At 70.9% G+C, this 23,834-nt stretch carries 19 protein-coding genes; 8 read left to right on the top strand and 11 right to left on the bottom strand.

Annotation, left to right across the window (positions count from 1 at the left end):
* Positions 1–2: 2 nt before the first annotated feature.
* From CKO43_RS05965 to CKO43_RS05950, 4 genes are all read right to left on the bottom strand, one after another.
* Complete coding sequence (locus CKO43_RS05965) at positions 3–1,559, bottom strand: methyl-accepting chemotaxis protein (RefSeq protein ID WP_200228370.1); 1,557 nt, start codon at positions 1,557–1,559, stop codon at positions 3–5.
* A 185-nt stretch (positions 1,560–1,744) separates the two neighbouring features.
* The gene (locus tag CKO43_RS05960; protein WP_200378141.1) at positions 1,745–3,307 is read right to left on the bottom strand and encodes a methyl-accepting chemotaxis protein; all 1,563 of its coding nucleotides are present in this window, start codon (positions 3,305–3,307) and stop codon (positions 1,745–1,747) included.
* Between the two features lie 39 nt (positions 3,308–3,346).
* Positions 3,347–3,556, bottom strand: a complete 210-nt coding sequence (locus tag CKO43_RS05955; protein WP_200378140.1) for a hypothetical protein — start codon at positions 3,554–3,556, stop codon at positions 3,347–3,349.
* Between the two features lie 134 nt (positions 3,557–3,690).
* Complete coding sequence (locus tag CKO43_RS05950; protein WP_207184904.1) at positions 3,691–5,247, bottom strand: methyl-accepting chemotaxis protein; 1,557 nt, start codon at positions 5,245–5,247, stop codon at positions 3,691–3,693.
* 258 nt (positions 5,248–5,505) lie between these two features.
* On the opposite strand from CKO43_RS05950, the gene CKO43_RS05945 reads away from it, so the two are divergent.
* Complete coding sequence (locus CKO43_RS05945) at positions 5,506–6,507, top strand: AAA family ATPase (protein WP_200228366.1); 1,002 nt, start codon at positions 5,506–5,508, stop codon at positions 6,505–6,507.
* 85 nt (positions 6,508–6,592) lie between these two features.
* Positions 6,593–8,779, top strand: a complete 2,187-nt coding sequence (locus CKO43_RS05940; RefSeq protein WP_242481070.1) for a patatin-like phospholipase family protein — start codon at positions 6,593–6,595, stop codon at positions 8,777–8,779.
* Between the two features lie 262 nt (positions 8,780–9,041).
* Here the strand turns inward: CKO43_RS05940 and ydiK are convergent, their stop codons facing one another.
* Genes ydiK through CKO43_RS25735 form a run of 5 tightly spaced genes read right to left on the bottom strand, consistent with a single transcriptional unit; the run spans position 9,042 to position 13,216 of the window.
* On the bottom strand, positions 9,042–10,118 hold the full coding sequence (gene ydiK / locus CKO43_RS05935) for an AI-2E family transporter YdiK (protein WP_200378137.1): 1,077 nt from the start codon (positions 10,116–10,118) through the stop codon (positions 9,042–9,044).
* The gene (locus CKO43_RS05930) at positions 10,115–10,699 is read right to left on the bottom strand and encodes a DUF3299 domain-containing protein (RefSeq protein ID WP_200378136.1); all 585 of its coding nucleotides are present in this window, start codon (positions 10,697–10,699) and stop codon (positions 10,115–10,117) included. The genes ydiK and CKO43_RS05930 overlap by 4 nt, the downstream gene beginning before the upstream one ends.
* Before the next feature lie 23 nt (positions 10,700–10,722).
* Positions 10,723–11,994 (bottom strand): ABC transporter permease, encoded by a 1,272-nt coding sequence (locus CKO43_RS05925; protein WP_200378135.1) that lies wholly within the window; start codon positions 11,992–11,994, stop codon positions 10,723–10,725.
* Positions 11,991–12,668, bottom strand: coding sequence for an ATP-binding cassette domain-containing protein (locus tag CKO43_RS05920; RefSeq protein ID WP_346014421.1), 678 nt, complete (start codon positions 12,666–12,668; stop codon positions 11,991–11,993). The genes CKO43_RS05925 and CKO43_RS05920 overlap by 4 nt, the downstream gene beginning before the upstream one ends.
* Positions 12,665–13,216 (bottom strand): ZrgA family zinc uptake protein, encoded by a 552-nt coding sequence (locus CKO43_RS25735; protein ID WP_242481069.1) that lies wholly within the window; start codon positions 13,214–13,216, stop codon positions 12,665–12,667. Before CKO43_RS25735 ends, CKO43_RS05920 begins: the two co-directional genes overlap by 4 nt.
* A gap of 88 nt (positions 13,217–13,304) precedes the next feature.
* Between CKO43_RS25735 and CKO43_RS05915 the strand changes: the two genes are divergently transcribed.
* Positions 13,305–14,225: a 5'-nucleotidase gene (locus tag CKO43_RS05915; RefSeq protein ID WP_200228360.1), complete on the top strand. Its 921-nt coding sequence runs from the start codon at positions 13,305–13,307 to the stop codon at positions 14,223–14,225.
* 38 nt (positions 14,226–14,263) lie between these two features.
* Positions 14,264–15,112 carry an alpha/beta fold hydrolase gene (locus CKO43_RS05910; RefSeq protein ID WP_200378134.1) on the top strand — a complete coding sequence of 283 codons (849 nt, stop codon included), beginning with the start codon at positions 14,264–14,266 and terminating at the stop codon, positions 15,110–15,112.
* A gap of 66 nt (positions 15,113–15,178) precedes the next feature.
* Here the strand turns inward: CKO43_RS05910 and CKO43_RS05905 are convergent, their stop codons facing one another.
* Complete coding sequence (locus CKO43_RS05905) at positions 15,179–17,926, bottom strand: M16 family metallopeptidase (RefSeq protein WP_200378133.1); 2,748 nt, start codon at positions 17,924–17,926, stop codon at positions 15,179–15,181.
* A gap of 56 nt (positions 17,927–17,982) precedes the next feature.
* Positions 17,983–18,711, bottom strand: coding sequence for a Crp/Fnr family transcriptional regulator (locus CKO43_RS05900; protein ID WP_200378132.1), 729 nt, complete (start codon positions 18,709–18,711; stop codon positions 17,983–17,985).
* Between the two features lie 112 nt (positions 18,712–18,823).
* Between CKO43_RS05900 and CKO43_RS05895 the strand changes: the two genes are divergently transcribed.
* From CKO43_RS05895 to CKO43_RS05880, 4 genes are all read left to right on the top strand, one after another.
* A complete protein-coding gene (locus CKO43_RS05895) occupies positions 18,824–20,770 on the top strand; it encodes an AMP-binding protein (protein WP_200378131.1) in 1,947 nt (648 codons plus the stop codon).
* A gap of 10 nt (positions 20,771–20,780) precedes the next feature.
* A complete protein-coding gene (locus CKO43_RS05890) occupies positions 20,781–21,608 on the top strand; it encodes an ATP-binding cassette domain-containing protein (RefSeq protein WP_200378130.1) in 828 nt (275 codons plus the stop codon).
* A gap of 165 nt (positions 21,609–21,773) precedes the next feature.
* On the top strand, positions 21,774–22,703 hold the full coding sequence (locus CKO43_RS05885; protein ID WP_200378129.1) for a branched-chain amino acid ABC transporter permease: 930 nt from the start codon (positions 21,774–21,776) through the stop codon (positions 22,701–22,703).
* A gap of 9 nt (positions 22,704–22,712) precedes the next feature.
* The gene (locus CKO43_RS05880; RefSeq protein ID WP_200378128.1) at positions 22,713–23,777 is read left to right on the top strand and encodes a branched-chain amino acid ABC transporter permease; all 1,065 of its coding nucleotides are present in this window, start codon (positions 22,713–22,715) and stop codon (positions 23,775–23,777) included.
* Positions 23,778–23,834 lie beyond the last annotated feature (57 nt).

Genomic DNA, 23,834 nt, shown 5'->3' with positions numbered 1-23,834 from the left:
GCTCAGGCGGTCTCGCGCCCGAGGCGGAAGGTCGACACCAGCTCGGCCAGCTGCGACGCCTGCGTGCGCAGGCTGCCGGCGGCGGCGGTGGCCTCTTCCACCAGCGCCGCGTTCTGCTGCGTCATCTGGTCAAGCTCGCCGACCGAGCCGTTGACCTGGTGGATGCCCTGGCTCTGCTCGTGGGCCGCGGCGCTGATCTCGGCAATGATGTCGGTGACGCGCTGGGCGTTGGTGACGATCTCCTGCATCGTGCTGCCGGCGTCGGCCACCAGCTTGCTGCCCGACTCGACCTTGTCGACGCTGGTGCCGATCAGCGCCTTGATCTCGCGTGCCGCGTCGGCGCTGCGCTGCGCCAGCAGCCGCACTTCGCCGGCGACGACCGCGAAGCCGCGGCCCTGCTCGCCGGCACGCGCGGCTTCGACCGCGGCGTTCAGCGCCAGGATGTTGGTCTGGAACGCGATGCCGTCGATCGTGCCGATGATGTCGGCGATGCGGTGCGAGCTGGCGCTGATCTCGCCCATCGTCGTCACCACCTGGCCGACGACCTCGCCGCCGCGGCGGGCGACGTCGGCCGCCGACACCGCCAGCTGGTTGGCCTGGGCTGCCGCGTCGGCGCTCGACTTGACGGTGCTGGTCAGCTCCTCCATCGCGGCCGCGGTCTGCTGCAGGTTGGACGCGGTGTGTTCGGTGCGCTGGCTCAGGTCCTGGTTGCCGGTGGCGATCTGGCTGCTGGCGGTGGCGATGCCGTCGGCCGCGCCGCGCACCTGCTGCACGGTGCGCCGCAGCGCGTCACGCATCGCGTCGATGGCGCGCAGCAGGCGCCCCACTTCGTCGCTCGGGTAGTCGCTGCGCGCCTGGCCCGACAGGTCCATCGCCGCCACCGCCTCGGCGGCGCGTTCGGCTTCGACCACCGGGCGCACGATGCTCAGCGTCAGACGCCAGGCGAGGAAAACGCCGAGCAGCAGGCCGACAACGCTCGCGGCGACCTGAACCTGCACCGTGCGCGCGCGCAGCGCTTCGACACGCTGGGCGGCGTCGTCCAGGCTCTTCTGCTGCAGGTCGACCAGCGCCTGTACCGCCACGACATAGGCCTTGGCAGCGGGGTCGAACTGCTCGGCGTAGGCGCGCTCCGCTGCGCCCATGTCACCGGTCTTCTTGGCCTCGCTGACGGCGTCACGCGCCGCGAGGTAGTTCTTGCGTGCGACGCCGATGCGGTCGAACACCGCCCGCTCCTCGGGCAGGGTCAGCGCCTGGTCGACACGCTTTTGCAGCTCGGCCGAGCCCTTGGAGGCCTCGGCGTTGATCGGCGCGAAGTAGTCGGCCAGCGTCGGGTCGCTGCTCTTGGCGATCGCCGCGGCACGCTGCAGGCCGACGTTCAGGCGCTGCAGCCAGTCGGCGCTCATGCGCTCGACCTGCAGCCGGTGCTGGAGCATGTCCTGAATCTCGCCCTGCAGCGTGCGCAACATCAGGACGGAGACGACGGCGGAGGCCAGGGACAGCGCCAGGATGGTGGCGAGCACGACCGCCATGCGGCGGCCGATGGAAAGACGTTGGAGCATGCGACTTCTTGACCGGTGCGACCAGGCGAGAGACCCGGACTTCTACTAGCCTGCTTTCGGCATGGGTTTTCACTGATTAAGCGAAATCGCTGGTTTGCCGTGACGGATGTCACGACAAAGGCCGGTCGGCCGCCGAAAAGCTCACGACCTGCCGGCCGCTAGCGGCCGCCTCGTGCCACGCCGCCTCAGGCGAAGGCGTGCTGCCCCAGGCGGAAAGTCGCGACCAGATCGGCCAGTTGCCCGGCCTGCGACTGCAGGCTGCCGGCGGCGGCGGTGGCTTCTTCCACCAGCGCCGCGTTCTGCTGCGTCATCCGGTCGAGTTCGCCGACCGAGCCGTTGACCTGGTTGATGCCCTGGCTCTGCTCGCGCGACGCGGCGGTGATCTCGCCGATGATGTCGCTGACGCGCTGCACGCTGGAGACGATCTCCTGCATCGTGCTGCCGGCATCGGCCACCAGCTTGCTGCCCGACTCGACCTTGTCGACGCTGGTGCCGATCAGCCCCTTGATCTCGCGTGCCGCGTCGGCGCTGCGCTGCGCCAGCAGCCGCACTTCGCCGGCGACGACCGCGAAGCCTCGGCCCTGCTCGCCGGCACGCGCGGCTTCGACCGCGGCGTTCAGCGCCAGGATGTTGGTCTGGAACGCGATGCCGTCGATCGTTCCGATGATGTCGGCGATGCGGTGCGAGCTGGCGCTGATCTCGCCCATCGTCGTCACCACCTGGCCGACGACCTGGCCGCCGCGGCGGGCGACGTCGGCGGCCGAGCCCGCCAACTGGTTGGCCTGGGCGGCGGCGTCGGCGCTGGACTTGACGGTGCTCGTCAGCTCCTCCATCGCGCTGGCGGTCTGCTGCAGGTTGGCCGCGGTGTGTTCGGTGCGCTGGCTCAGGTCCTGGTTGCCGGTGGCGATCTGGCTGCTGGCCGTGGCGATGCCGTCGGCCGCGCCGCGCACCTGCTGCACGGTGCGCCGCAGCGCGTCGCGCATCGTGTCGATGGCGCGCAGCAGGCGCCCCACTTCGTCGCTCGGGTAGCCACTGCGCGCCTGGCCCGACAAGTCCATCGCCGCGATCGCCTGGGCCGCACGTTCGGCCTCGACCACCGGGCGCACGATGCTCGCCGTCAGGCGCCAGGCCAGCCAGGCGCCGAGCAGCAGGCCGAAGACACTGGAGCCGACGAGCACGTTGACGGTGCGCGCGCGCAGCGCGTCGATGCGCTGCGCCGCCGCGTCCAGTTGCGCCTGCTGGCCGTCGACGATGCCCTGCACGCCGTGCACATAGGCCACCGAGGTCGGCTCGAAACGTTCGGCGAAGACCCGCGCCGCACCGGCGGGGTCGCCCGCCTTCTTCAGGCGCGAGATCTCGTCGCGGGCCGCGAGGTAGTTCTTGCGCAGCGCGCCGACGGCGTCGAAGCGCGTGCGCTCCTCGGGCGACGAGATCGCCTCCTCGATCTGCTTCTGCAACTCGTTGGTTTCCTTGATCGCCAGCGCCGAGGCCGGCGCGAAGTACTCGACCAGGCTGGTGTCGCTGCTCTTGGCGATCGCAGCGGCGCGCTGGATGCCGGCACTGGTGCGTGCCAGCCAGGCCGCGCCGGCGCGTTCGACCTTGAGCTGGCGCCCGAGCATGGTGTCGAGCTCGCCCTGCAGCGAGCGCAGCATCAGCACCGAGACGATCGCCGAGGCGACCGACAGCAGCAGGATCGTCGCGAGCACGAGCGCCATCCGGCGGCCGATCGAAAGCTTGTGCAGCAGCATGCGGTTGTCTCACCGGTTGCCGGGAGACGATCCGGGCTTCTACCGGTACTTATCGGCGCGCAGCTCGCTTGATCTGAATCCAGCCGCGTGAAGAACAGCACGGAGCGGCGCAGGACCGGCGCCGGCAGGCGCCGCGCAATCGCCCAGGTCCTCGGCAAAAGCCTCGCTGCGCCAGCAGAAATCCGACGCCGGCGGCTCGGGGCGGGCCCGGTCCTCGATCGGCATCCATGCGGCGGCGGCGCTCGACATCGTCGTCTCCTGTCAGCCCGGGATGGGCCGGCGGGTCACAGTGTCCCGGCGCGAGGTTTCAGCGTTTTGACGGGCCGATGACAACTGTCTGACACCCCCGCGGCCCAATGCCGGCTGCGGCGGGGCACGGCAGATCAGGCGAGTTCGCGCCCCAGGCGGAAGGTCGCGACCAGACCGGCCAGTTGTCCGGCCTGCGACTGCAGGCTGCCGGCGGCGGCGGTGGCTTCTTCCACCAGTGCCGCGTTCTGCTGCGTCATCCGGTCGAGCTCGCCGACCGAGCCGTTGACCTGGTTGATGCCCTGGCTCTGCTCGCGCGACGCGGCGGTGATCTCGCCGATGATGTCGCTGACGCGCTGCACGCTGGCGACGATCTCCTGCATCGTGCTGCCGGCGTCGGCCACCAGCTTGCTGCCCGACTCGACCTTGTCGACGCTGGTGCCGATCAGGCCCTTGATCTCGCGTGCCGCGTCGGCGCTGCGCTGCGCCAGCAGCCGCACTTCGCCGGCGACGACCGCGAAGCCGCGGCCCTGCTCGCCGGCACGCGCGGCTTCGACCGCGGCGTTCAGCGCCAGGATGTTGGTCTGGAAGGCGATGCCGTCGATCGTGCCGATGATGTCGGCGATGCGGTGCGAGCTGGCACTGATCTCGCCCATCGTCGTCACCACCTGGCCGACGACCTGGCCGCCACGGCGGGCGACGTCGGCGGCCGAGCCCGCCAGCTGGTTGGCCTGGGCGGCGGCGTCGGCGCTGGACTTCACCGTGCTCGTCAGCTCCTCCATCGCGCTGGCGGTCTGCTGCAGGTTGGCCGCGGTGTGTTCGGTGCGCTGGCTCAGGTCCTGGTTGCCGGTGGCGATCTGGCTGCTGGCGGTGGCGATGCCGTCGGCCGCGCCGCGCACCTGCTGCACGGTGTGCCGCAGCGCGTCGCGCATCGCGTCGATGGCGCGCAGCAGGCGCCCCACTTCGTCGCTCGGGTAGTCGCTGCGCGCCTGGGCCGACAGGTCCATCGCCGCCACCGCCTCCGCGGCCTGCTGAGCCTCGACCACCGGCTGGACGATGCTCGCCGTGAGGCGCCACGCCATCCAGGCGCCCAGCAGCAGGCCGAAGACACTGGAGCCGACGAGCACGTTGACGATGCGCGCACGCAGCGCGTCGATGCGCTGCGCCGCCACGTCGAGGTTGGACTGCTGCAGTTGCAGCAAGGCCTGCACCCGTTCGATGTAACGCGCCGATGTCGGCCCGAAGCGCTCGCCGAAGGCTTGGGCGGCGCCGGCCGTGTCGCCTTCCTTCTTCAGCCGCGTGATTGCGTCGCGCGCTTCGAGATAAGCCTTGCGCACCTGCCCGATCTCGTCGAACAGCGCCCGCTCCTGGGGCGTGTCCAGCGCCGCGCCGACCGTCTTCTGCAGTTCGGTGGTCTCCTGGCTGGACCGGGCCGATGCCGCAGCGAAGTACTCGACCAGGCTGGCGTCGCTGCTCTTGGCGATCGCGGCGGCGCGCTGCACGGCGGCGTTGATGCGCAACAGCCAGGCGGCGCTGGCCCGCTCGACCTTGAGCTGTCTCTCCAGCATGGTGTCGAGCTCGCCTTGCAGCGAACGCAGCATCAGCACCGACACGATGGCCGAGACGACCGACAGCGCCAGGATGACGCTGAGCACGAGCGCCATCCGGCGGCCGATCGAGAGACGTTGAAGCAGCACGGTGTTCCCCTGCGCGGAGAAAAGCCCGCGACTCCACTCGACAGGTCGACCGCCTCGTGCCGCGCTTAAACAGATATGACGCCGGCGCGAGCATCTGTTCACGCTCTTCGGTGCCGGCCCGGCAGGTATTCGGGCGCAGCTCTTGCTAACTGCAGCACAACTGACCGGGTTTCACCTGCCGGTTCGGGCTCCCGGCGCGGGCATCTGCATGCTGGAATCGAGCCAGGCAGTCGATCGCCTTCATCGGAGGTGTGCATGTCGCAGTCGCACGAGCTCGTCACGGTGCCGCCCGCCCAGGGCCGCATCCCGATCGCCCAGATGCGCGCCGTCTACCGGCCCGACGAGGTCGAGCAGCGCCTGACCAAGCTGCCGCCGCGCGAACACGAAAGCCTGCGCTGCACCTACGAACGCATGCTCGAGAAAGGCGGCGAACGTTTCCAGGTCAAGCCCTCGGGGCTGCCGGCAATGGAGCACCTGTACGAGGAACTGCCCAACTTCGGCGAGGTGCTCGACGACGTCAGGCGCCAGCTCGCGCTATGCCAGGACAGCCGCGACGCGCTCGAGATCACGCCGATGCTGCTGCTGGGCCCGCCCGGCATCGGCAAGACCCACTTCGCGCGCGAGGTCGCGATGCTGCTGGGCACCGGCATGGGGTTCATCTCGATGAGTTCGCTGACCGCCGGCTGGGTGCTGTCGGGCGCGTCCAGCCAGTGGAAGGGGGCGCGCCCGGGCAAGGTCTTCGAGACCCTGGTCGACGGCCAGTACGCGAACCCGGTGATGGTCGTCGACGAGATCGACAAGGCGCGCGGCGAACACGCCTACGACCCGCTGGGCGCGCTGTACTCGCTGCTCGAACACGACACCGCGCGCCAGTTCACCGACGAGTTCGCCGAGGTCGCGATCGACGCCAGCCAGGTGATCTGGGTCGCGACCGCGAACGACGAACGCGCGATACCCGAGCCCATCCTGAACCGGATGAACGTCTTCGAGGTCCAGGCGCCCGACGCCGACGCCGCACGCTCGATCGCGCTGCGCCTGTACCGCAGCCTGCGCGAGTGCCACGACTGGGGCCGGCGCTTCGACGAGGATCCGGGCGAAGCGGTGCTCGAGCGCATGGCGCAGATGGCGCCGCGCGAGATGCGCCGCGCCTGGATGACCGGCTTCGGCAACGCCCGCCTGGCCGGGCGCGACAGCGTCGAACTCACCGATCTGCCCGGCGCCGGCACGCGCCGCGGCGGCATCGGCTTCCTGCAATAGACAGCGCCGCCTCGCGCCCGCCGGTTCGCTCGGGCGCGTACGCCGCAGGCCGGCGCGGGCCCGGCGGGGCGGGACAATGCCGGGCATGACGACGACTTCGCTGCGCCTGGCCACTTTTGCCACCCTGCTGGCCTTCGTGCCGGCGCTGCACGCCGAACCGGCGCCGCGGCCGCGTGTCGGCCTGGTGCTGAGCGGCGGTGGCGCGCGCGGCGCGGCCCACGTCGGCGTGCTCGAGGTGATGGACCGGCTGCACGTGCCGGTGGACTGCGTCGCCGGCACCAGCATGGGCGCGCTGGTGGCCGGCGCCTGGGTCGCCGGCGTGCCGCCGCAGACGATGCGCGAGGAACTGGGCAAGGCCAACTGGCACGACATGTTCGTCGACAACCCGGCCTACGCCGAGCTGAACTACCGCAACAAGCAGCTCGAGCGCCGCTACCTATCGGGCACCGAGGCCGGCTTCGGCCTCGACGGCATCGTCAGCGCGCAAGGCGTCGTCACCGGGCAGAAGATCAAGCTGTTCTTCAACACCATCGTGCGCGCCCAGGCGGGCGAGCGCGACCTGGCCAAGCTGCCGCTGCCACTGTCGATGATCGCCACCGACATCGGCAGCGGCGAGCGCGTCGTGCTGCGCTCGGGCAGCCTGACGCAGGCGATGCGCGCCTCGATGGCGGTGCCCGGGCTGCTGCTGCCGCTGGACCTGGACGGCCGCCGCCTGGTCGACGGCGGCATCGTCGACAACCTGCCGGTGCGCGAGGTGCACGAGCGCTGCGGCGCCGAGGTCGTCATCGCCGTCAACGTCGGCTCGCCGCTGCTGCGCGCCGAGGAGGTAACCGGCGTGCTGTCGCTGACGGCGCAGATGGTGGCCATCCTCACCGAGCAGAACGTCGCCCAGTCGCTGGCGACGCTGACCGACGGCGACATCTACATCAAGCCCGACCTGAGCGGCATCAGCGCGGGCGACTTCGACCGCAGCGCCGAGGCCGCCGACCGCGGCCGTGCCGCCGCCGAGGCGCTGGCGCCAGCGCTGGCGCGGCTGGCGGTGCCCGAGGCGCAGTACGCGGCCTGGCGCCGGCGGATGGAGGACCACCGGCCCGACATCGACCGCGTCGACGACATCGAGATCGCGGGCCTGAACCGGGTCAGCGCCGACGCCCTGCGCCGCCACCTGCAGCAGCGCGTCGGCGAGGCGCTGAACACCGAAGAACTCAACCGCGACCTGGTGCGCGCCTACGGCGACGGCTACTACCAGGGCGTCGACTACACGCTGCTGACGGTGCGCGACAAGCGCGTGCTGCGCATCACGCCGATCGAGAAGCCCTGGGGGCCCGACTACCTGCGGCTGGGGCTGAACTTCGATTCCAACGTCAGCCAGGGCTCGACCTACTCGATGCGCGCCGGCTACCAGAAGACCTGGCTGAACACGCTCGGCGCCGAGGCCATGCTGGAGCTGGAGATCGGCAACGTCAGCGCCGCCAGCCTGCAGTTCTACCAGCCGCTGGAGCCGAGCCAGACCTGGTTCGTGCAGGCCGACGCCAACTACCGGCGCGAACGCGCCGACGTCTTCGAGAACGACCACCGCATCGCCGAATACCTGGTGTCGCGCGACACCTTGGCGCTGCGCCTGGGCGCCAACCTGGGCTTCTACGGCCAGGCCAGCGTCGGCCGGCGCCGCGGCGAGCTGCGCCCGCGGGTGGACACCGGCGACGCCTCGCTGTCGAGCTCCCGCCAGCCGCTGGACGGCTGGGAGGCGACGCTGGACCTGGACCAGCTCGACCAGCTGCACTTCCCGTCCTCGGGCTGGGCGGCGCGCCTGGGCTGGTTCTCGTCGACGGCGCGCAACTACGCCCGGCTCGACGCCGACGCACGCATGGCCTGGTCCTACGGCGACTGGGTGCTGGGCACACGCGCGAGCTGGACCGGCTCGACACGCGGCACGCTGCCGGTCTGGGACGCGGCGACGCTGGGCGGTTTCCTCAACATGTCGGCCTACGCCTCGGGCCAGCTGCGCGGCGACGACATGCGCTACGGCCAGCTGCGCGCCGAACGCATCGTCGGCCGGCTGCCGCTGGGGCTGCGCGGCGACATGCGCTTCGGCATGGCCTGGGAGCGTGCGCGCCTGGGCCTGCTCTACACCGAAACCCAGCGCAGCGGCTGGCTCGACTCGGCCACCGCCTACCTCGGCGGCGAGACGCCGATCGGCGCGGTCTACGTCGGCGTCGGCCGCAGCCGCGACGGCGCGTCCAACGCCTACCTGTTCATCGGCACGCCCTAGGAGTCTGCGCGGCAGCAGCCGCCCAGACTCCCAGCTGCGCCTTAACGCACGGCTCCCCCGAGCCCCCTCCACGAGGGTGCTCCAGCGTGTCGGACCGCACCCTCCAGCCTCCCTCCGCGAGGCAGGCTCCAGTCAGTCTGACGACTGCCGTAACGCGCGTCAGCCTGCGCTCAACTGCTCGCGGCTGAACTGCCGGAGCCCGGGCACGTTCTTGATCCCGCGGCATCGGCCACGGCCGGGTTCTACCGCGCGGGCTCCTGGCTCACGGCGCCGGCGGCGGGTCCTCGGGCGCCGGGCCGCCTTCCTCGATCCAGCTGTCCAGCAGCGTGAACGCGACCGCCAGCACCACCGGCCCGACGAAGATGCCGACCAGGCCGAAGCCGAGCAGGCCGCCGATGACGCCGGCGAAGATCAGGAGCAGCGGCAGGTCGGCGCCGAGCCGGATCAGCACCGGGCGCAGAAAGTTGTCGAGCGTGCCGACGATCAGCGACCAGACCAGCAGGAACACGCCCCAGCCGACCTCGCCGCCCCAGAAGGCCCAGGCGGCGGCCGGGAGCAGCACCGGCAGCGCGCCGATCTGGGCGATGCACAACATGAACATCAGTGCCGTCAGCAGCCCCGCCAGCGGCACGCCGGCCAGCGCCAGGCCGATGCCGCCCAGCACCGCCTGCACCACCGCGGTGACGCCGACACCGAGCGCAACACCGCGGATGGCGTCGGCCGCCAGCTTCACCGCGCCCTCGCCGCGCGGCCCGGCCAGCCGGCCCGCGAACGCACGCACGTAGCCGCCGAAGACCTCGCCGCGTGCGTACATCACCGCAGCGATGACCACCGTCAGCAGGAACTGCAACGTGACGCTGCCGAAGTCGCCGATCTCGCCGACGAACCAGCGCGTGAAACCGCCCGCGTAAGGCTGCACGTGCGCCAGCAGCCCTTCGATGCCGGCGGCCACCGCCTGCTCCCAGGCCAGCGCCAGCTTGCCGCCGACCAGCGGCAGCGTCAGCACCCAGTCGGGCGCGATGCGTGTCGGGCGCCAGGCGGCGACGTCGCGTGCGCTCTGCACGATGCGGTCGGCGTTCTCGACCAGGGTCGCGATCGACAGCGTCAGCGGCACCGCGAACAGCAGCACCAGCAGCAGCGTCATCACCACGACCGCGATGCTGCGCCGGCCGCCGCACCAGGCCTGCACGCGCAGCATCACCGGCCAGGTGGCGACGACGACCATCGTCGACCAGATCGCCGGGCCGATGAAGGGCTTGAGGATCCACAGCGAGCCGCCGATCAGCGCCGCCAGGAAGAGCACGGCGAAGCTCGTGCGCGTGATGTCGGCTGTCTTCAACGCGCCTTCTCCGTGTAGCGCTCGACGGCGGCGCCGTCGATGCGGTAGCTGGCGGCACCCATGAACGAATCGGTGCGCACCGTCGCCAGCGTGCCGCTGACCCAGACCGTGTCCATGGACTTGAACGCCACCGGCGCGTGCGCCAGCACGTGCACGATCTGGTTGGCCGGTGGCGGCGGGCTGTGGATGCAGGCGCCGAAGTACGGCACGAGCAGGAACTCCTTCAGGCCCTGCTTCGTTTCTTCCAGCGGCACGACGAAACCCGGCAGCCGCACCGCCTGGCCGACGATGGCCGGATTCGCCGGCGCCGCGTCCCAGACCTCGCGCATGCGTTGCAGCAGCTTGTTCGCGCGCGGGTCGCCGTCGGCCAGGCCGGCCAGGTCCAGGTCCTTGAACTCCTTCAGCGGGTCCCAGTCCTTGGGCACCAGCTCGTCCCAGCGGATGGTGCGCGGCGCACCCGGCGCAGCCTTGGCCGGCGCGCCGCTCAGCGCCGGCTGCGAAGCCGGCAGGCCGGGCAGCGGGGGCGCCGCGACCGCAGCAAATGAGGCCGCGGTCATCGCGGCCAGCAGGCTTGTTCGCATCTCGTCGTGTCCTCGGGAAATCATCAGCGCGGGCTGAGCCCGTCGGCCAGCGACAGGCGGTAGGCACGCCAGCCCGGCACCAGCCCGGCGAGCATACCGGCCACCAGCACCGCCGCGAGCCAGGCCCACTGCGTCGCCGTCGGTGCGCCCAGGCCGAGCGCAACGCCCAGCCGCTGCTGCAGCAGCGGCCCGGCGAACGCGATGCCGGCGGCGGCGGCGAGCGCGCCGGTCACCACCCCTGCTGCCGTCACCAGCGCCGCCTCGGCCGCCAGCAGCAGCAGCACCTGGCGCGGCCCGGCGCCGACGGCGCGCAGCACCGCCAGCTCGCGCCGGCGTTCGCCCAGACCGGCGAGCACCACCGCCACCAGCCCGGCCAGGCTGACCGCCGCCACCAGCACCGACACCGCGAGCAGCGCCCGTTCGCCGACACCGACGACTTCCCAGAGTTCGTCCAGCGCGACGCCCGGCAGCACCGCCATCAGCGGTTCGGCCTCGTAGTCGGCGACCCAGCGCTGCATGCGAAAGACCGCGACCCGGTTCTTCAGGCCGACGAAGACCGCGGTCGCACGTTTGGGCGCCAGGTCGAACTTGCGCGCCTGCTCGGCGGGAATGGCCAGCCCCGGCAGCGGCGCACCGCCGGCCCAGTCGAGGTGGATGGCCTCGATCGCCTGCAGGCCGACGTGCACGCTGCGGCCCACCGGCGTGCCGGTGGGCGCGAGCACGCCGACGACGGTGAAGGGTTTGTCGGCGTGTTCGGCGCCGAGTTCGCCGCCGGCGCCGTGCGCGAGCACGATGCGCTGGCCCGGCCGGTAAGCCAGCCGCGCCGCCACCTCGAAGCCCAGCACGGCCTCGTACAGGCCGTCCAGCGTGCCGCTGAACGCGCGGCCTTCGGCCAGCACCAGCGGCTGGGCGTCGCCGTAGCGGAAGTGCTCGAAGTAGGCCGGCGTCGTGCCGACGACCGGGAAGCCCCGGTGCGAGTCGCCGAGTGCGATCGGCACGACCCAGGCCACCGCCGGCTGGCGCGCCAGCGCCTCGACGCTGGCCATCGAGATGTCGTTGGTCGCGCCGCCGAGGCGGAACACCGCGTACAGCATCAGCTGCACCGGCCCCGTGCGCGCGCCGACGACGAGGTCGGTGCCGCTGACGGCCTGGGCGAAACTCGCGCGCACGTCCTCGCGCAGCCGCTCCAGCGTCAGCAGCAGCGCGGTCGACAAGGCGATCGACAGCACCACCAGCGCCAGCGTGCCGCGCCGCGACCAGGCGCTGCGCGCGGCGAGTGCGGCCAGCGGCGTCATCGCGCCGCCCCGTTCAGCTCGGCGAGCGCGACGCGGCGGTCGAAACGCCCGGCCAGGCCCTGGTCGTGGCTGACGAAGACCAGCGTCGAGCCGGCTTCGTGCACCGCGTCGAGCAGCAGATCGAGGAAGGCGTCGCGCAGCGGCGCGTCCAGCGCCGAGGTCGGCTCGTCGCAGATCACGAGTTCGGGCGCGCCGATCAGCGCGCGCGCCGCGGCCACACGCTGCTGCTGGCCGACCGAGAGTTCGGCCGCCGGCCGCGGCCAGGCCGCAGGCGGCAGGCCGATGCGTGCCAGCAGCGCCTCGGCTGCACCGGCACCGGCGCGTGCACGCCGCAGCGCCGAGAAGCGGCAGGGCAGCAGCACGTTGTCGAGCACGCTCAGATAGGGCAGCAGGTTGAACTGCTGGAAAACGTAGCCGACGTGGTCGGCGCGGAAGGCGTCGCGCCGGCCGGCGGGCAGCGCCGCCCAGTCCTGGCCCAGCACCTCGACGCGGCCGGCGCGCGCGACGAGCACCCCAGCCAGCAAGCCCAGCAGCGTGCTCTTGCCGCCGCCGCTGGGGCCGTGCAGGAACACGGTTTCACCGCTGCCGACGTCCCAGGCCTCGACCGCCAGCGTGTCCGCGGCGGCGCGCGGCCAGCGGTAGCGCAACGCGCGGACCGACAGCGCAGCGCTCACCGCACCAGCGGCAGGCGCGTCATCGGCCGGGTCAGCAGCGTCTTCCACTGGCCCTGGCGTGTCGCCAGCTGCACGTTGACGGTGCGCAGCCGCGGGAAGGACTCGAGCAGCCCGGTGTCGACGAAGGCGGCGCGCTCGGCCGCGCTGCATTCGAAGCTGAAGCTGGCTTCGGCGTCGGCATGGCCGTCGCCGTCGTCGTGGGCATGGGCCGGCTCATGGCTGCCGTGCTCGCCAGCTTCGATCGGGCCGGCTCCGATTTCGACCGTCGGCGCAGCGCAGCCGGCGGCGGCGTCGACACGCCACAGGCGGGCCGCGTCGTGCAGCTTGGCGAGCGCGGCGCGCGCGGCCTCGCGTTCGACGGCGTTGCGCGGCGCGTGTTCGAAGCCGACGAGCGAATCGAGCGGCATCTCCAGCAGCAGCGTCACGCGGCCGTGTTCGACGGCAACGTCGAGCCGGCCGACCCCGTGTTCGTGCGGCGGCGCGGCGAAGGCGGAGGCGGCGCACAGCGCCAGCAGGACCGGGGTCGAGCGCATCAGCGAAGGCTTCATCACGAAGGGCGGGCAAGGGCCGCAAGCCGGAAACGACGGCCGATTGTGCCGCCGGCGCATGACGTCCCCGTCGTTATGATCATCCACGATGGACGCAGCCGCCCCCACCCCCGCCGTGCCGGATGCGCGCCTCGTCGTCGCCATCTCCTCGCGCGCGCTGTTCGACTTCGAGCAGGAAAACGAGGTCTTCGAGACCGAAGGCGACGACCGCGCCTACATGCGGCTGCAGCTCGAACGCCTGGACGTGCCGGCGCAGCCCGGGGTCGCGTTCTCGCTGGTGCAAAAGCTGCTCGCCTTCAACGCCGACGCGCCGCGTGTCGACGTCGTCGTGCTCTCGCGCAACGACCCGGTCTCGGGGATGCGCGTGTTCCGCTCGGCCCAGCACTACGGGCTGGCGATCGAACGCGGCATGTTCTCGCGCGGCCGCCCGCCCTGGCGCTACCTGGGGCCGCTGAAGGCCAACCTGTTCCTGTCGGCGAACGAGGCCGACGTGCGCGCCGCGCTCGACGCCGGCGTCGCCGCGGCACGCGTGCTGCCCTACAGCCGCCACGCCGCTGAGACCCACCCCGACGAGGTGCGCATCGCCTTCGACGGCGACGCGGTGCTGTTCTGCGACGAAGCCGAACGCATCTACCACGACGGTGGCCTGGCGGCCTTCCAGACGCACGAAGTCGAACGCCGGGCGACGCCGCTGGCGGCAGGGCCGTTCAAGCCGCTGCTGGAAGCGCTGCACCGGCTGCAGCGCGCCGCCGGCACCGGCATGCGGCTGCGCACCGCGCTCGTCACCGCACGCAGCGCGCCGGCGCACGAACGCGCGATGCGCACGCTGATGGCCTGGAACATCGAGGTCGACGAGGCGATGTTCCTCGGCGGCCTGCCCAAGGGCGAGTTCCTGCGCGAGTTCGAGCCCGACTTCTTCTTCGACGACCAGACGCGCCACGTCGAACACGCCGCCGGCCACGTGCCGGCGGGCCACGTCGCCTCCGGCATCCGCAACCCGGCGCCCTGATCCCTTCGCGGCCTTTGCCGCCCTCTATCCCAGCACCCATGCGCATCGAGATCCAGCCCGGCATCCGCCTCTTCGTCGACATCGAGGGTCCGGGCTTCGTGCCCGACGGCCCGAAGCTGCGCGAAAAACCCACGCTGCTGCTGCTGCACGGCGGCCCGGGTTTCGACCACGCGAGCTTCAAGCCGCTGTTCTCGCGTCTGGCCGACCTGGCGCAGATCGTCTACGTCGACCACCGCGGCCACGGCCGCAGCGACCGCCGCCCGGCCGACGAATGGACGCTGGACACCTTCGCCGACGACGTCGTGCGGCTGTGCGACGCGCTCGGCGTCGAGCGCCCGATCGTGCTCGGCCAGTCCTTCGGCGGCTTCGTCGCCCAGCGCTACATCGCGCGCCACCCGGGGCATCCGGCGAAGGTGATCCTGTCCAGCACCGCGCCGCGTTTCGAGCTGGCGCGCAAGCTGGCGATGTTCGAACGCCTGGGCGGCGCGGCCGCGCGCGACGCGGCCGAGGCCTTCTGGACGCGCCCCGACGCCGCCACCTGGGCGGCGTACGAGCAGCACTGCCGCCACCTCTACAACACGATGCCGCCGGCCGACCCCGAGGCCGGCAGCCGCGGCATCTTCAGGCCCGAGATCCTCTTCGGCTGGAACGAACAAGAACACGCGGCAATGGACCTGCGCGCCGGCCTGGCCGAAGCGCGCTGCCCGGTGCTGGTGCTGGCCGGCGCCGAGGACCCCGTGTGTCCGGTCGCCGACGCCGAGGACATCGCCGCCGCGCTGCCGCCGCAGTGGCTGCAGTACAGCGTGATCGAAGGCGCCGGCCACGGCACCTGGCGCGACCGGCCCGACGAAGCGCTGGCGCGGCTGCGCGCGTTCATAGCCGCCTGAAAACAAAAACGGCCCGTCGCAGCGACGGGCCGTCAGGGGCAAAGCCGGGCGTGGCCCGGCCGGCGCTCAGTTGCCGTCCTTGAAGTCACCGCCCCAGGCGATGCTCCAACGCGAGGGATCGAAATAGCGGCGCAGCGCCGCGTTGACCTGCTCCAGCGTCACCGCGCCGATCTTCTCGTCGACCTGCTGCGCGAACGCGAAGCTGCGGCCGAGGTAGAGGTTCTGCGCCAGTTGGCCGGCAACCGCGCCGTCCTGCGCGCGCTGCAGCTGCAGCACGTTCAGCAGGCCCTTGCGGCCGGCGTCGAGCTCGGCCTGGGTGAAACCGTCGCGGCGCGCACGCTCCAGCTCGGCCATCACCGCGGCTTCGACCTTGGCACGGTTCTGCGGCGCGAAGATCGCGCTCACCGACCAGGTGGAGTTGGGCTCGAGCCGGTTCCAGTCGATCGTCGAGCGCACGTCATAGCTCAGGCCCTCGGTCTCGCGCACCCGCGTCCACAGCCGCGACGAGGTGCCGCCGCCGAACAGGTAGTTGGCGACCAGCAGTGCCGGGTAGTCGGCGTCGCGGTCCGACAGCGGCAGCGCCAGCGCGGTGCGCAGGTTGGCGTTCTGCTTGTCCGGCGTCTTCAGCTTGAAGGCGGCCGGCGCCACCTCGACCAGCGGCTGCGGCAGGCGCACGTAGGGCAGCGCACCGCCGGCCGGGGCGCGCCAGTCGGCGAAGGCGACGACGAGCGCACGCTTGACGGCATCGGCGTCGAAGTCGCCGACGGCGCTGAACTCGCCGGCCGCGGCGCTGTAGAAGCGGCGGTGGAAGGCGGCGATCTTCGCCGTGTCGACAGCGGCCACGTCCTCGATGATCTCGTCGAAGCTGGGTGCGTAGCGCAGGTCGCCGCGCGGATACGGGTTGCCGTGGCGCTGCAACTCCTTGGCGACCAGCGCCTCGGGTTCCTGGCGCTGGTTTTCGATCGCGGTCAGCCACTGGCGCTTCTGCTCATCCAGCGCATCGGCCGGGAAGGCCGGCTCCCGCAGCAGCCGGCCGATGAGCGCCAGCGTCGCCGGCAGGTGCTCGCGCACCGTCGTCACGAAGACGTCCAGGTCCTGACCGTTGGCGCGAAAGCCCACCTGCGCGCGTAGCGCATCGAAGCGGTCGGCGATCTGCTGGCGCGTGAGGCCGGCGCCGCCCTTGTCCAGCAGCGAGGCGGCGAAAGCGGCCACGGTCTCCTGGCCCTTGAGGCTGTCGCCGTCGCCGAAGTGCAGCCGCAGCCGCGCCTGCACCGCGCCGCCGCGTGTGCTCTTGGGCAGCAGGCCGATCTTCAGCCCGCTTTCCAGCGTCGAGACCTGGCTGCGGCGGTCGAGGTTGGCCGGCGTCGCCTCGAAGGCCTCGGCCTGGGCGAGCTGGGCGCGGCCGCGGTAGTCCTTGACCAGGGCGGCCACGTCGACACGCGCCGGTGCCGGCGCGCGCTGAGGCTGCTCGGTCGGCAGGTAGGTGCCGACGGTGCGGTTGTCGCGCAGCAGGTACTGGCGCGCGACGCGGTTGACCTCGTCCAGCGTCAGCTTCTGGATCTGGTCGCGGTCGACGAAGAACAGGCGCCAGTCGCCGCGGGCGATGGCGTCCGAGAGTTCGACGCCGACGGCCTGCGGATCGGTGAAACCCTGTTCCCAGGCGTTGAGCCACTGGGTGCGGGCACGCTCCAGCTCCTCGGCCGTGATCGGCTCGGTGGCGAGCGCGTCTATCGTCGCCAGCATCGTGCTGCGCGCCGCGTCGACGTCCTGCCCCGGCGCCAGGCCGACACCCAGGAAGATCACGCCCGGTTCGGCCAGGCCGAAAGCGGCGCTGAAGCTGGACGACGCGAGCTTGCCTTCGACCAGGCGCTTGTGCAGCCGGCCGGCGGGTGCGTCGCCCAGGATGCCGGCGACCAGCGAGGCGGCGGCGAAGTCGGCGGCGGCACCCGGCGGCACGTGGTAGCCGGCGAAGACCAGCGGCGCGCCGCCGCTGCGGCGCAGCGTGACGCTGCGTTCGCCGTCCTGCGCCGGGTCCAGCGTGTAGGTCGGCTCGATGACACGTTTGGGGCGCGGGATCTTGCCGAAGTCCTGCACCACCCAGGCCAGCGTCTTCTTCAGGTCGAAGCGGCCGCTGACGATCAGCGTCGCGTTGTCGGGCTGGTAGTAGCGGCGGTAGAAGGCCTGCAGGCGCGGGATGTCGACGTTCTCGACGTCGGCGCGTGCGCCGATGGTGTCCTTGCCGTAGGCGTGCCAGTCGTACATGACGGCCATCGTCTTCTGCAGCAGGACGCCGCCGGGGCTGTTCTCGCCCATCTCCATCTCGTTGCGCACGACGGTCATCTCGGTGTCCAGGTCGCTGCGCGCGATCAGGCTGTTGACCATCGCGTCGGCCTGCCACGACAGGTACCAGCGCAGGTTCTCGTCGTTGGCCGAGAAGCTGGCGAAGTAGTTGGTGCGGTCGAACCAGGTGGTGCCGTTGGCGCGCATGCCGCGGCGGCTGAACTCGGCCATCACGTTGCGCGTCGTCGGCGTGCCCTTGAACAGCAGGTGTTCCAGCAGGTGCGCCATGCCGGTCTCGCCGTAGCTCTCGTGGCGCGAGCCGACGCGGTAGGTGACGTTGACCGTCGTCGTCGGCTTGGACTCGTCGGGCACCAGCAGGACCTGCAGGCCGTTGGGCAGGCGGTACTCGGTGATGCCTTCGACGCTGGTGACGGGGCTGGGCAGCGCCGGCGGCGCGGTCTTGGAAGGTGGCGCGCCCTGCACCAGGGGAGCCGACAGCACGAGCGCCGCGGCGGCAAACCAGGCTCTGATCATCTTCGGGGGAGCAGGCTAGGAAGAAGCCGGCGAGTGTAGGCCGCGCTACGACTCCCTCAGCCCGAGCAGCGATAAGCGCGCAGTTCCTCCAGCGCCAGCACGCGCACGCCGCCGTATTCGACGCGGATCAGGCCCGCCGCCTGCAGCGCGCGCAGCGCCTCGTTGACCCGCTGGCGCGACAGGCCGACCAGGTAACCCAGCTCCTGCTGGGTGATGTGCAGCACCTCGCCGACGCCCGGATACAGCGTCGGGTGGAACAGCGAGGCCAGGCTGCGTGCGACGCGTTCGTCGGGGTCGCTCAGGCGGTCGATCTCGCGCGCGCCGATGAACTGCCCCAGGCGTTCGTTCAGCTGCAGCATCACGAAGCGGTTGAAGCCGATGCTGCGGTCCAGCAGCCAGTGGAAGGTGTCGGCGCCGATGCCGGCGACGTGGCTGCGGCGCAGCGCCTCGATGTTGTAGCGGTAGGGCTCGCGCTTGAGCACCGTGCCTTCGCCGAACCAGCCGCCCGGTGGCACGCCGGTGAACGTGATCGGCATGCCCAGAGCCGAGTCGTTGCTCATCTTCAGCAGCCCGTCGACGAGCCCGAACCAGTAGCTCACCGGCCGGCCGATGCGGCAGACCTGCTCGCCGGCCTCGACCTGCACGACGCGCAGGTCGGCCGTCACGCGCTCGCGCTCGACCTCGTCGAGGCAGCGCAGCCAGGGGATGCCGGCGAGTTCGTCGGCACTGGCGGCACGCGAACGCGAGGCCAGTGCGGCGGGGCCCGGCGGGACGGCTGGAGTCATGTCGGCCTTGCGGGAAAGACCCGGTGGGAGCTTCCCGAAGATTGTCGTCAGAACGACAACTCGACGTCAAAGCACTTCGCACAATGGTTTGAACCCGTGCCAGGAGTGCGCCGTGCCGACGACTTTTCCGCGCCTGTTGCAGCAGCATGCGATGCAGCGCCCGCAGGCCCCGGCGCTGCGCGAGAAGGTCTACGGCATCTGGCAGACGCTGTCCTGGGGCGAGCTGCTGCCGCTGGTGCGTGCGATCGCCGGCGGGCTGCTGGGCGCTGGCGTGCAGCGCGGCGAACACGTGGTCGTCGTCGGCGAGAACCGGCCGCGCCTGTATGCCTCGATGCTGGCGCTGCAGGCCATCGGCGCGGTGCCGGTGCCGCTGTACCAGGACGCGGCCGCGCCCGAATACGCCTTCCCGATCACCAACGCCGAGGTGCGCTGCGCCATCGTCGAGGACCAGGAGCAGGTCGACAAGCTGCTCGAGCTGCGCGAGAGCTGCCCGCGGCTGCAGCGCCTCTGGTACGACGACCCGCGCGGGCTGCGCAAGTACGCCGAGAGCGGGCTGGAGTCGCTGGACACGCTGCTCGAAGCCGGCCGCGCGCACGAAGCCGCCGAGCCCGGCTGGTTCGAGGCCGCGGTCGCCGCCGGCGCGCCCGAGGACGTCGCGGCGATGTTCTTCACCTCGGGCACCACCGGAAACCCGAAGGGCGTGGTGCACACCCACTTCTCGCTGCTGGACCGCGCCGCCGCCGGCCGCGACTTCGACCGGCTCAGCGCCGACGAGGAAGTGCTGGCCTACCTGCCGCCGGCCTGGATAGGCCAGAACATCTTCAGCTACGCGCAGTGGCTGGCCTGCGGCTACGTCGTCAACTGCCCCGAGTCGCAGGCCACCGTGACGATAGACCTGAAGGAGATCGGCCCGACCTACTACTTCGCGCCGCCGCGCATCTTCGAAGGCCTGCTGACCAGCGTGACGATCCGCATGGAGGACGCCTCGGCACCCAAACGCTGGATGGTCCGGCGCGCGATGGCGGTGGCACGCCGTGTCGGCCCGCGGCTGATGGACGGCGAGGCCGTCGGCCTGGGAGACCGCCTGGCCTACGCGCTGGGAAACCTGTTCGTCTACGGCCCGCTGCGCAACACGCTGGGTTTTTCGCGCGTGCGTGTCGCCTACACCGCCGGCGAGGCCATAGGCCCCGACCTCTTCAGCTTCTACCGCTCGATCGGCATCAACCTGAAGCAGCTCTACGGCTCGACCGAGACCGCGGTCTTCGTCTGCCTGCAGCCGGATCACGAGGTGCGCGCCGACACGGTGGGCGTGCCGATCGAAGGCGTCGAGATCCGCGTCGCCGGCAATGGCGAGATCCTGGTGAAGAGCCCCGGGCTGCTGAAGGAGTACTACAAGAACCCGGCAGCCACCGCCGAGGTGTTGACGGCCGACGGCTGGTACCACACCGGCGACGCCGGTTTCCTGGACGCGCACGGCCACCTGAAGATCATCGACCGCGCCAAGGACGTCGGACGCCTGGCCGGCGGCGCGAACGACGGCGCGATGTTCGCGCCCAAGTACGTCGAGAACAAGCTGAAGTTCTTCCCCTTCGTCAAGGAGGCGGTGGCCTTCGGCGACGGCCGCGAGAAGGTCTGCGCCTTCGTCAACATCGACTTCGAGGCGGTGGGCAACTGGGCCGAGCGCCACAACCTGCCCTACGCCGGCTACACCGACCTGGCGGCCAAGCCGCAAGTGCTGGAGCTGGTGCGCGAGTGCGTCGAACAGGTCAACGCCGACCTCGCCGGCGACGAGCGCCTGGCCGGCAGCCAGATCCACCGCTTCCTGGTGTTGCACAAGGAGCTCGACGCCGACGACGGCGAGCTGACGCGCACGCGCAAGGTGCGGCGCGGCACCATCGCCGAGAAGTACGCGGTGCTGGTCGACGCGCTGTACGAGGGCCGCAGCGAGCAGTACATCGAGACCGCGGTGAAGTTCGAGGACGGGCGCACGGGCAGCGTCTCGGCGACGCTGGCGATCCTCGACACCAAGGTGTTCCCCGCAGCCCGAAAGGCGGCTTGAGGTGGCAGCAGTGCTCGAACGACCCCAGGACGCGTCGGTGTCCGACCCGGCGCCCACCGGCCGCCGCAGCGGCGAGGTGATCCTCGACGTGCGCAACATCTCGCTGCGTTTCGGCGGCGTCAAGGCGCTGACCGACATCAGCTTCGACGTGCGCGAGCACGAGGTGCGCTCGATCATCGGCCCCAACGGCGCGGGCAAGAGCTCGATGCTCAACTGCATCAACGGCGTCTACGCGCCGCAGCAAGGCGCGATCAGCTTTCGCGGCAAGACCTTCGCCCACATGAACAGCCGCCAGGTGGCCGAGATGGGCATCGCGCGCACCTTCCAGAACCTGGCGCTGTTCAAGGGCATGAGCGTGCTCGACAACATCATGTCGGGGCGCAACCTGAAGATGAAGACCAACATCTTCCAGCAGGCCATCCGCTGGGGCGCGGCCGAACGCGAGGAGACGGCGCACCGCGAGGCGGTCGAGAAGATCATCGACTTCCTCGAGATCCAGGCCTGGCGCAAGACGCCGGTCGGGCGCCTGCCCTACGGCCTGCAAAAACGTGTCGACCTCGGCCGCGCGCTGGCGATGGAGCCGCAGGTGCTGCTGCTGGACGAGCCGATGGCCGGCATGAACGTCGAGGAGAAGCAGGACATGAGCCGCTTCATCCTCGACGTCAACGAGGAGTACGGCACGACCATCGTGCTGATCGAGCACGACATGGGCGTGGTGATGGACATCAGCGACCGCGTCGTCGTGCTCGACTACGGCAAGAAGATCGGCGACGGCACACCCGAGGAGGTGCGCAGCAATCCCGACGTCATCGCGGCGTATCTCGGTACCTCTCATTGACATGGAGCCCCCGACCTCGCATTCGCTCGGTACCCCCCAAGGGGGCCGTCCGCCAGCGGCCCGGCAGAGCCGGTTCCGCGGCGGGAAGCTTGATCGGGCCTCGCGTCTTCGTGATCCGCGGGTGGTAGCCAGCGCCATGGACAACTGAAACGAAAGCGGCATCGCATGGCCTTCTTCCTCGAAACCCTGATCGGCGGCCTGATGACCGGCATGCTGTACGCGCTGGTCGCGCTCGGCTTCGTGCTGATCTTCAAGGCCAGCGGCGTCTTCAACTTCGCCCAGGGCGCGATGGTGCTGTTCGCGGCGCTGGCGATGGCGCGTTTCTCGGCCTGGTTCCCGGCCTGGTTCGGCTTCGAGAGCCAGCTGCTCGCCAACCTGCTGGCCATCGTCGCGGCGATGGCGGTGATGATCGTCGTCGCCTGGTGCATCGAACGCTGGGTGCTGGGCAAACTCGTCAACCAGGAAGGCGTGACGCTCCTGATGGCGACGCTGGGCATCGCCTACTTCCTCGAAGGCCTGGGGCAGACGATCTTCGGCAACGACATCTACCCCATCGACGTCGGCCTGCCCAAGGACCCGGTGTTCATGCTGCAGGACAGCTTCGAAGGCGGCATCCTCGTCAACAAGGAAGACCTGTACGCGGCGCTGATCGCCGCCGCGCTGGTGGCGGCTCTGAGCCTGTTCTTCCAGAAAACCGCCACCGGCCGCGCGCTGCGCGCCGTGGCCGACGACCACCAGGCGGCGCAGTCGATCGGCATCCCGCTGAACCGCATCTGGGTCATCGTCTGGAGCGTCGCCGGCTTCGTCGCGCTGGTCGCCGGGATCATCTGGGGCAGCAAGCTGGGCGTGCAGTTCTCGCTGTCGCTGGTGGCGCTGAAGGCGCTGCCGGTGGTCATCCTCGGCGGCCTGACCTCGGTGCCCGGCGCCATCGTCGGCGGCCTCGTGATCGGCGTCGGCGAGAAGCTCTCCGAGGTCTACATCGGGCCGATGTTCGGCGGCGGCATCGAGATCTGGTTCGCCTACGTGCTGGCGCTGGTCTTCCTCTTCGTGCGGCCGCAGGGGCTGTTCGGGGAAAAGATCATCGACCGGGTCTGAGGAGGCCGCATGCTCTACAGGGAAAACGGCCAGTTCAAGACGAGCTACCGCGCCGACCAGCAGGTCTTCCCGATCCGCCAGGACCGGGTCGCGATCGCGCTGCTGCTGGCGCTGGCCATCGTCGCCGTGCCGCTGGTGGCACCCGAATACCTGTTCCGCGCGATCCTGATCCCCTTCCTGATCCTGTCGCTGGCGGCGCTGGGCCTGAACATCCTCGTCGGCTACTGCGGCCAGATCTCGCTGGGCACCGGGGCCTTCATGGCGGTGGGCGCGTATGCGGCCTACAACTTCCAGGCGCGTATCGACGGCATGCCGGTGATCGCGTCCATCCTGCTGGGCGGGCTGGCCTCGACCGCGGTCGGCGTGCTTTTCGGCCTGCCCTCGCTGCGCATCAAGGGCCTGTACCTGGCGGTGGCGACACTGGCGGCGCAGTTCTTCGTCGACTGGGCGGCGCTGCGGCTGAAGTTCGTGACGAACGGCTCGTCATCGGGTTCGGTCAGCGTCGCCGGGCTGCAGGTGCTGGGCGTGCCGCTGGACTCGCCGGTGCAGAAGTACCTGTTCTGCCTGGCCTTCGTGCTCGTGTTCGCGACGCTGGCCAAGAACCTGGTGCGAGGCCACATCGGCCGCGAGTGGATGGCGATCCGCGACATGGACGTCGCCGCCGCCGTGATCGGCATCCGCCCGGTCTACGCCAAGCTGAGCGCGTTCGCGGTCAGCTCCTTCATCGTCGGCGTCGCCGGCGCGCTGTGGGGCTTCGTGCACCTGGGCTCGTGGGAGCCGGCGGCCTTCGGCGTCAACCGCTCCTTCGACCTGCTGTTCATGGTGATCATCGGCGGGCTGGGCTCGATCATGGGCAGCTTCTTCGGCGCCGCCTTCATCGTCGTGCTGCCGATCGTGCTGGACAGCCTGCCGTACTGGTTCGGCATCCCCATCGACACCGCACTCGCGGCGCACCTGACCTACATGATCTTCGGTGCGCTGATCGTCTTCTTCCTGATCGTCGAGCCGCATGGGATCGCGCGGCTTTGGTCCACGGCCAAAGAGAAGCTGCGTCTCTGGCCATTTCCGCATTGATGTGGGCCCCCGAGCTCGCATTCGCTCGCTACCCCCCGAGGGGGCCGAGGCCGGACG

The organism is Rubrivivax gelatinosus, assembly GCF_016583785.1.
GTDB classification, from domain to species: domain Bacteria; phylum Pseudomonadota; class Gammaproteobacteria; order Burkholderiales; family Burkholderiaceae_C; genus Rubrivivax; species Rubrivivax gelatinosus_B.
The sequence above is the reverse complement of the archived record's forward strand: the minus strand, read 5'-3'. Positions and strand labels throughout refer to the sequence as shown.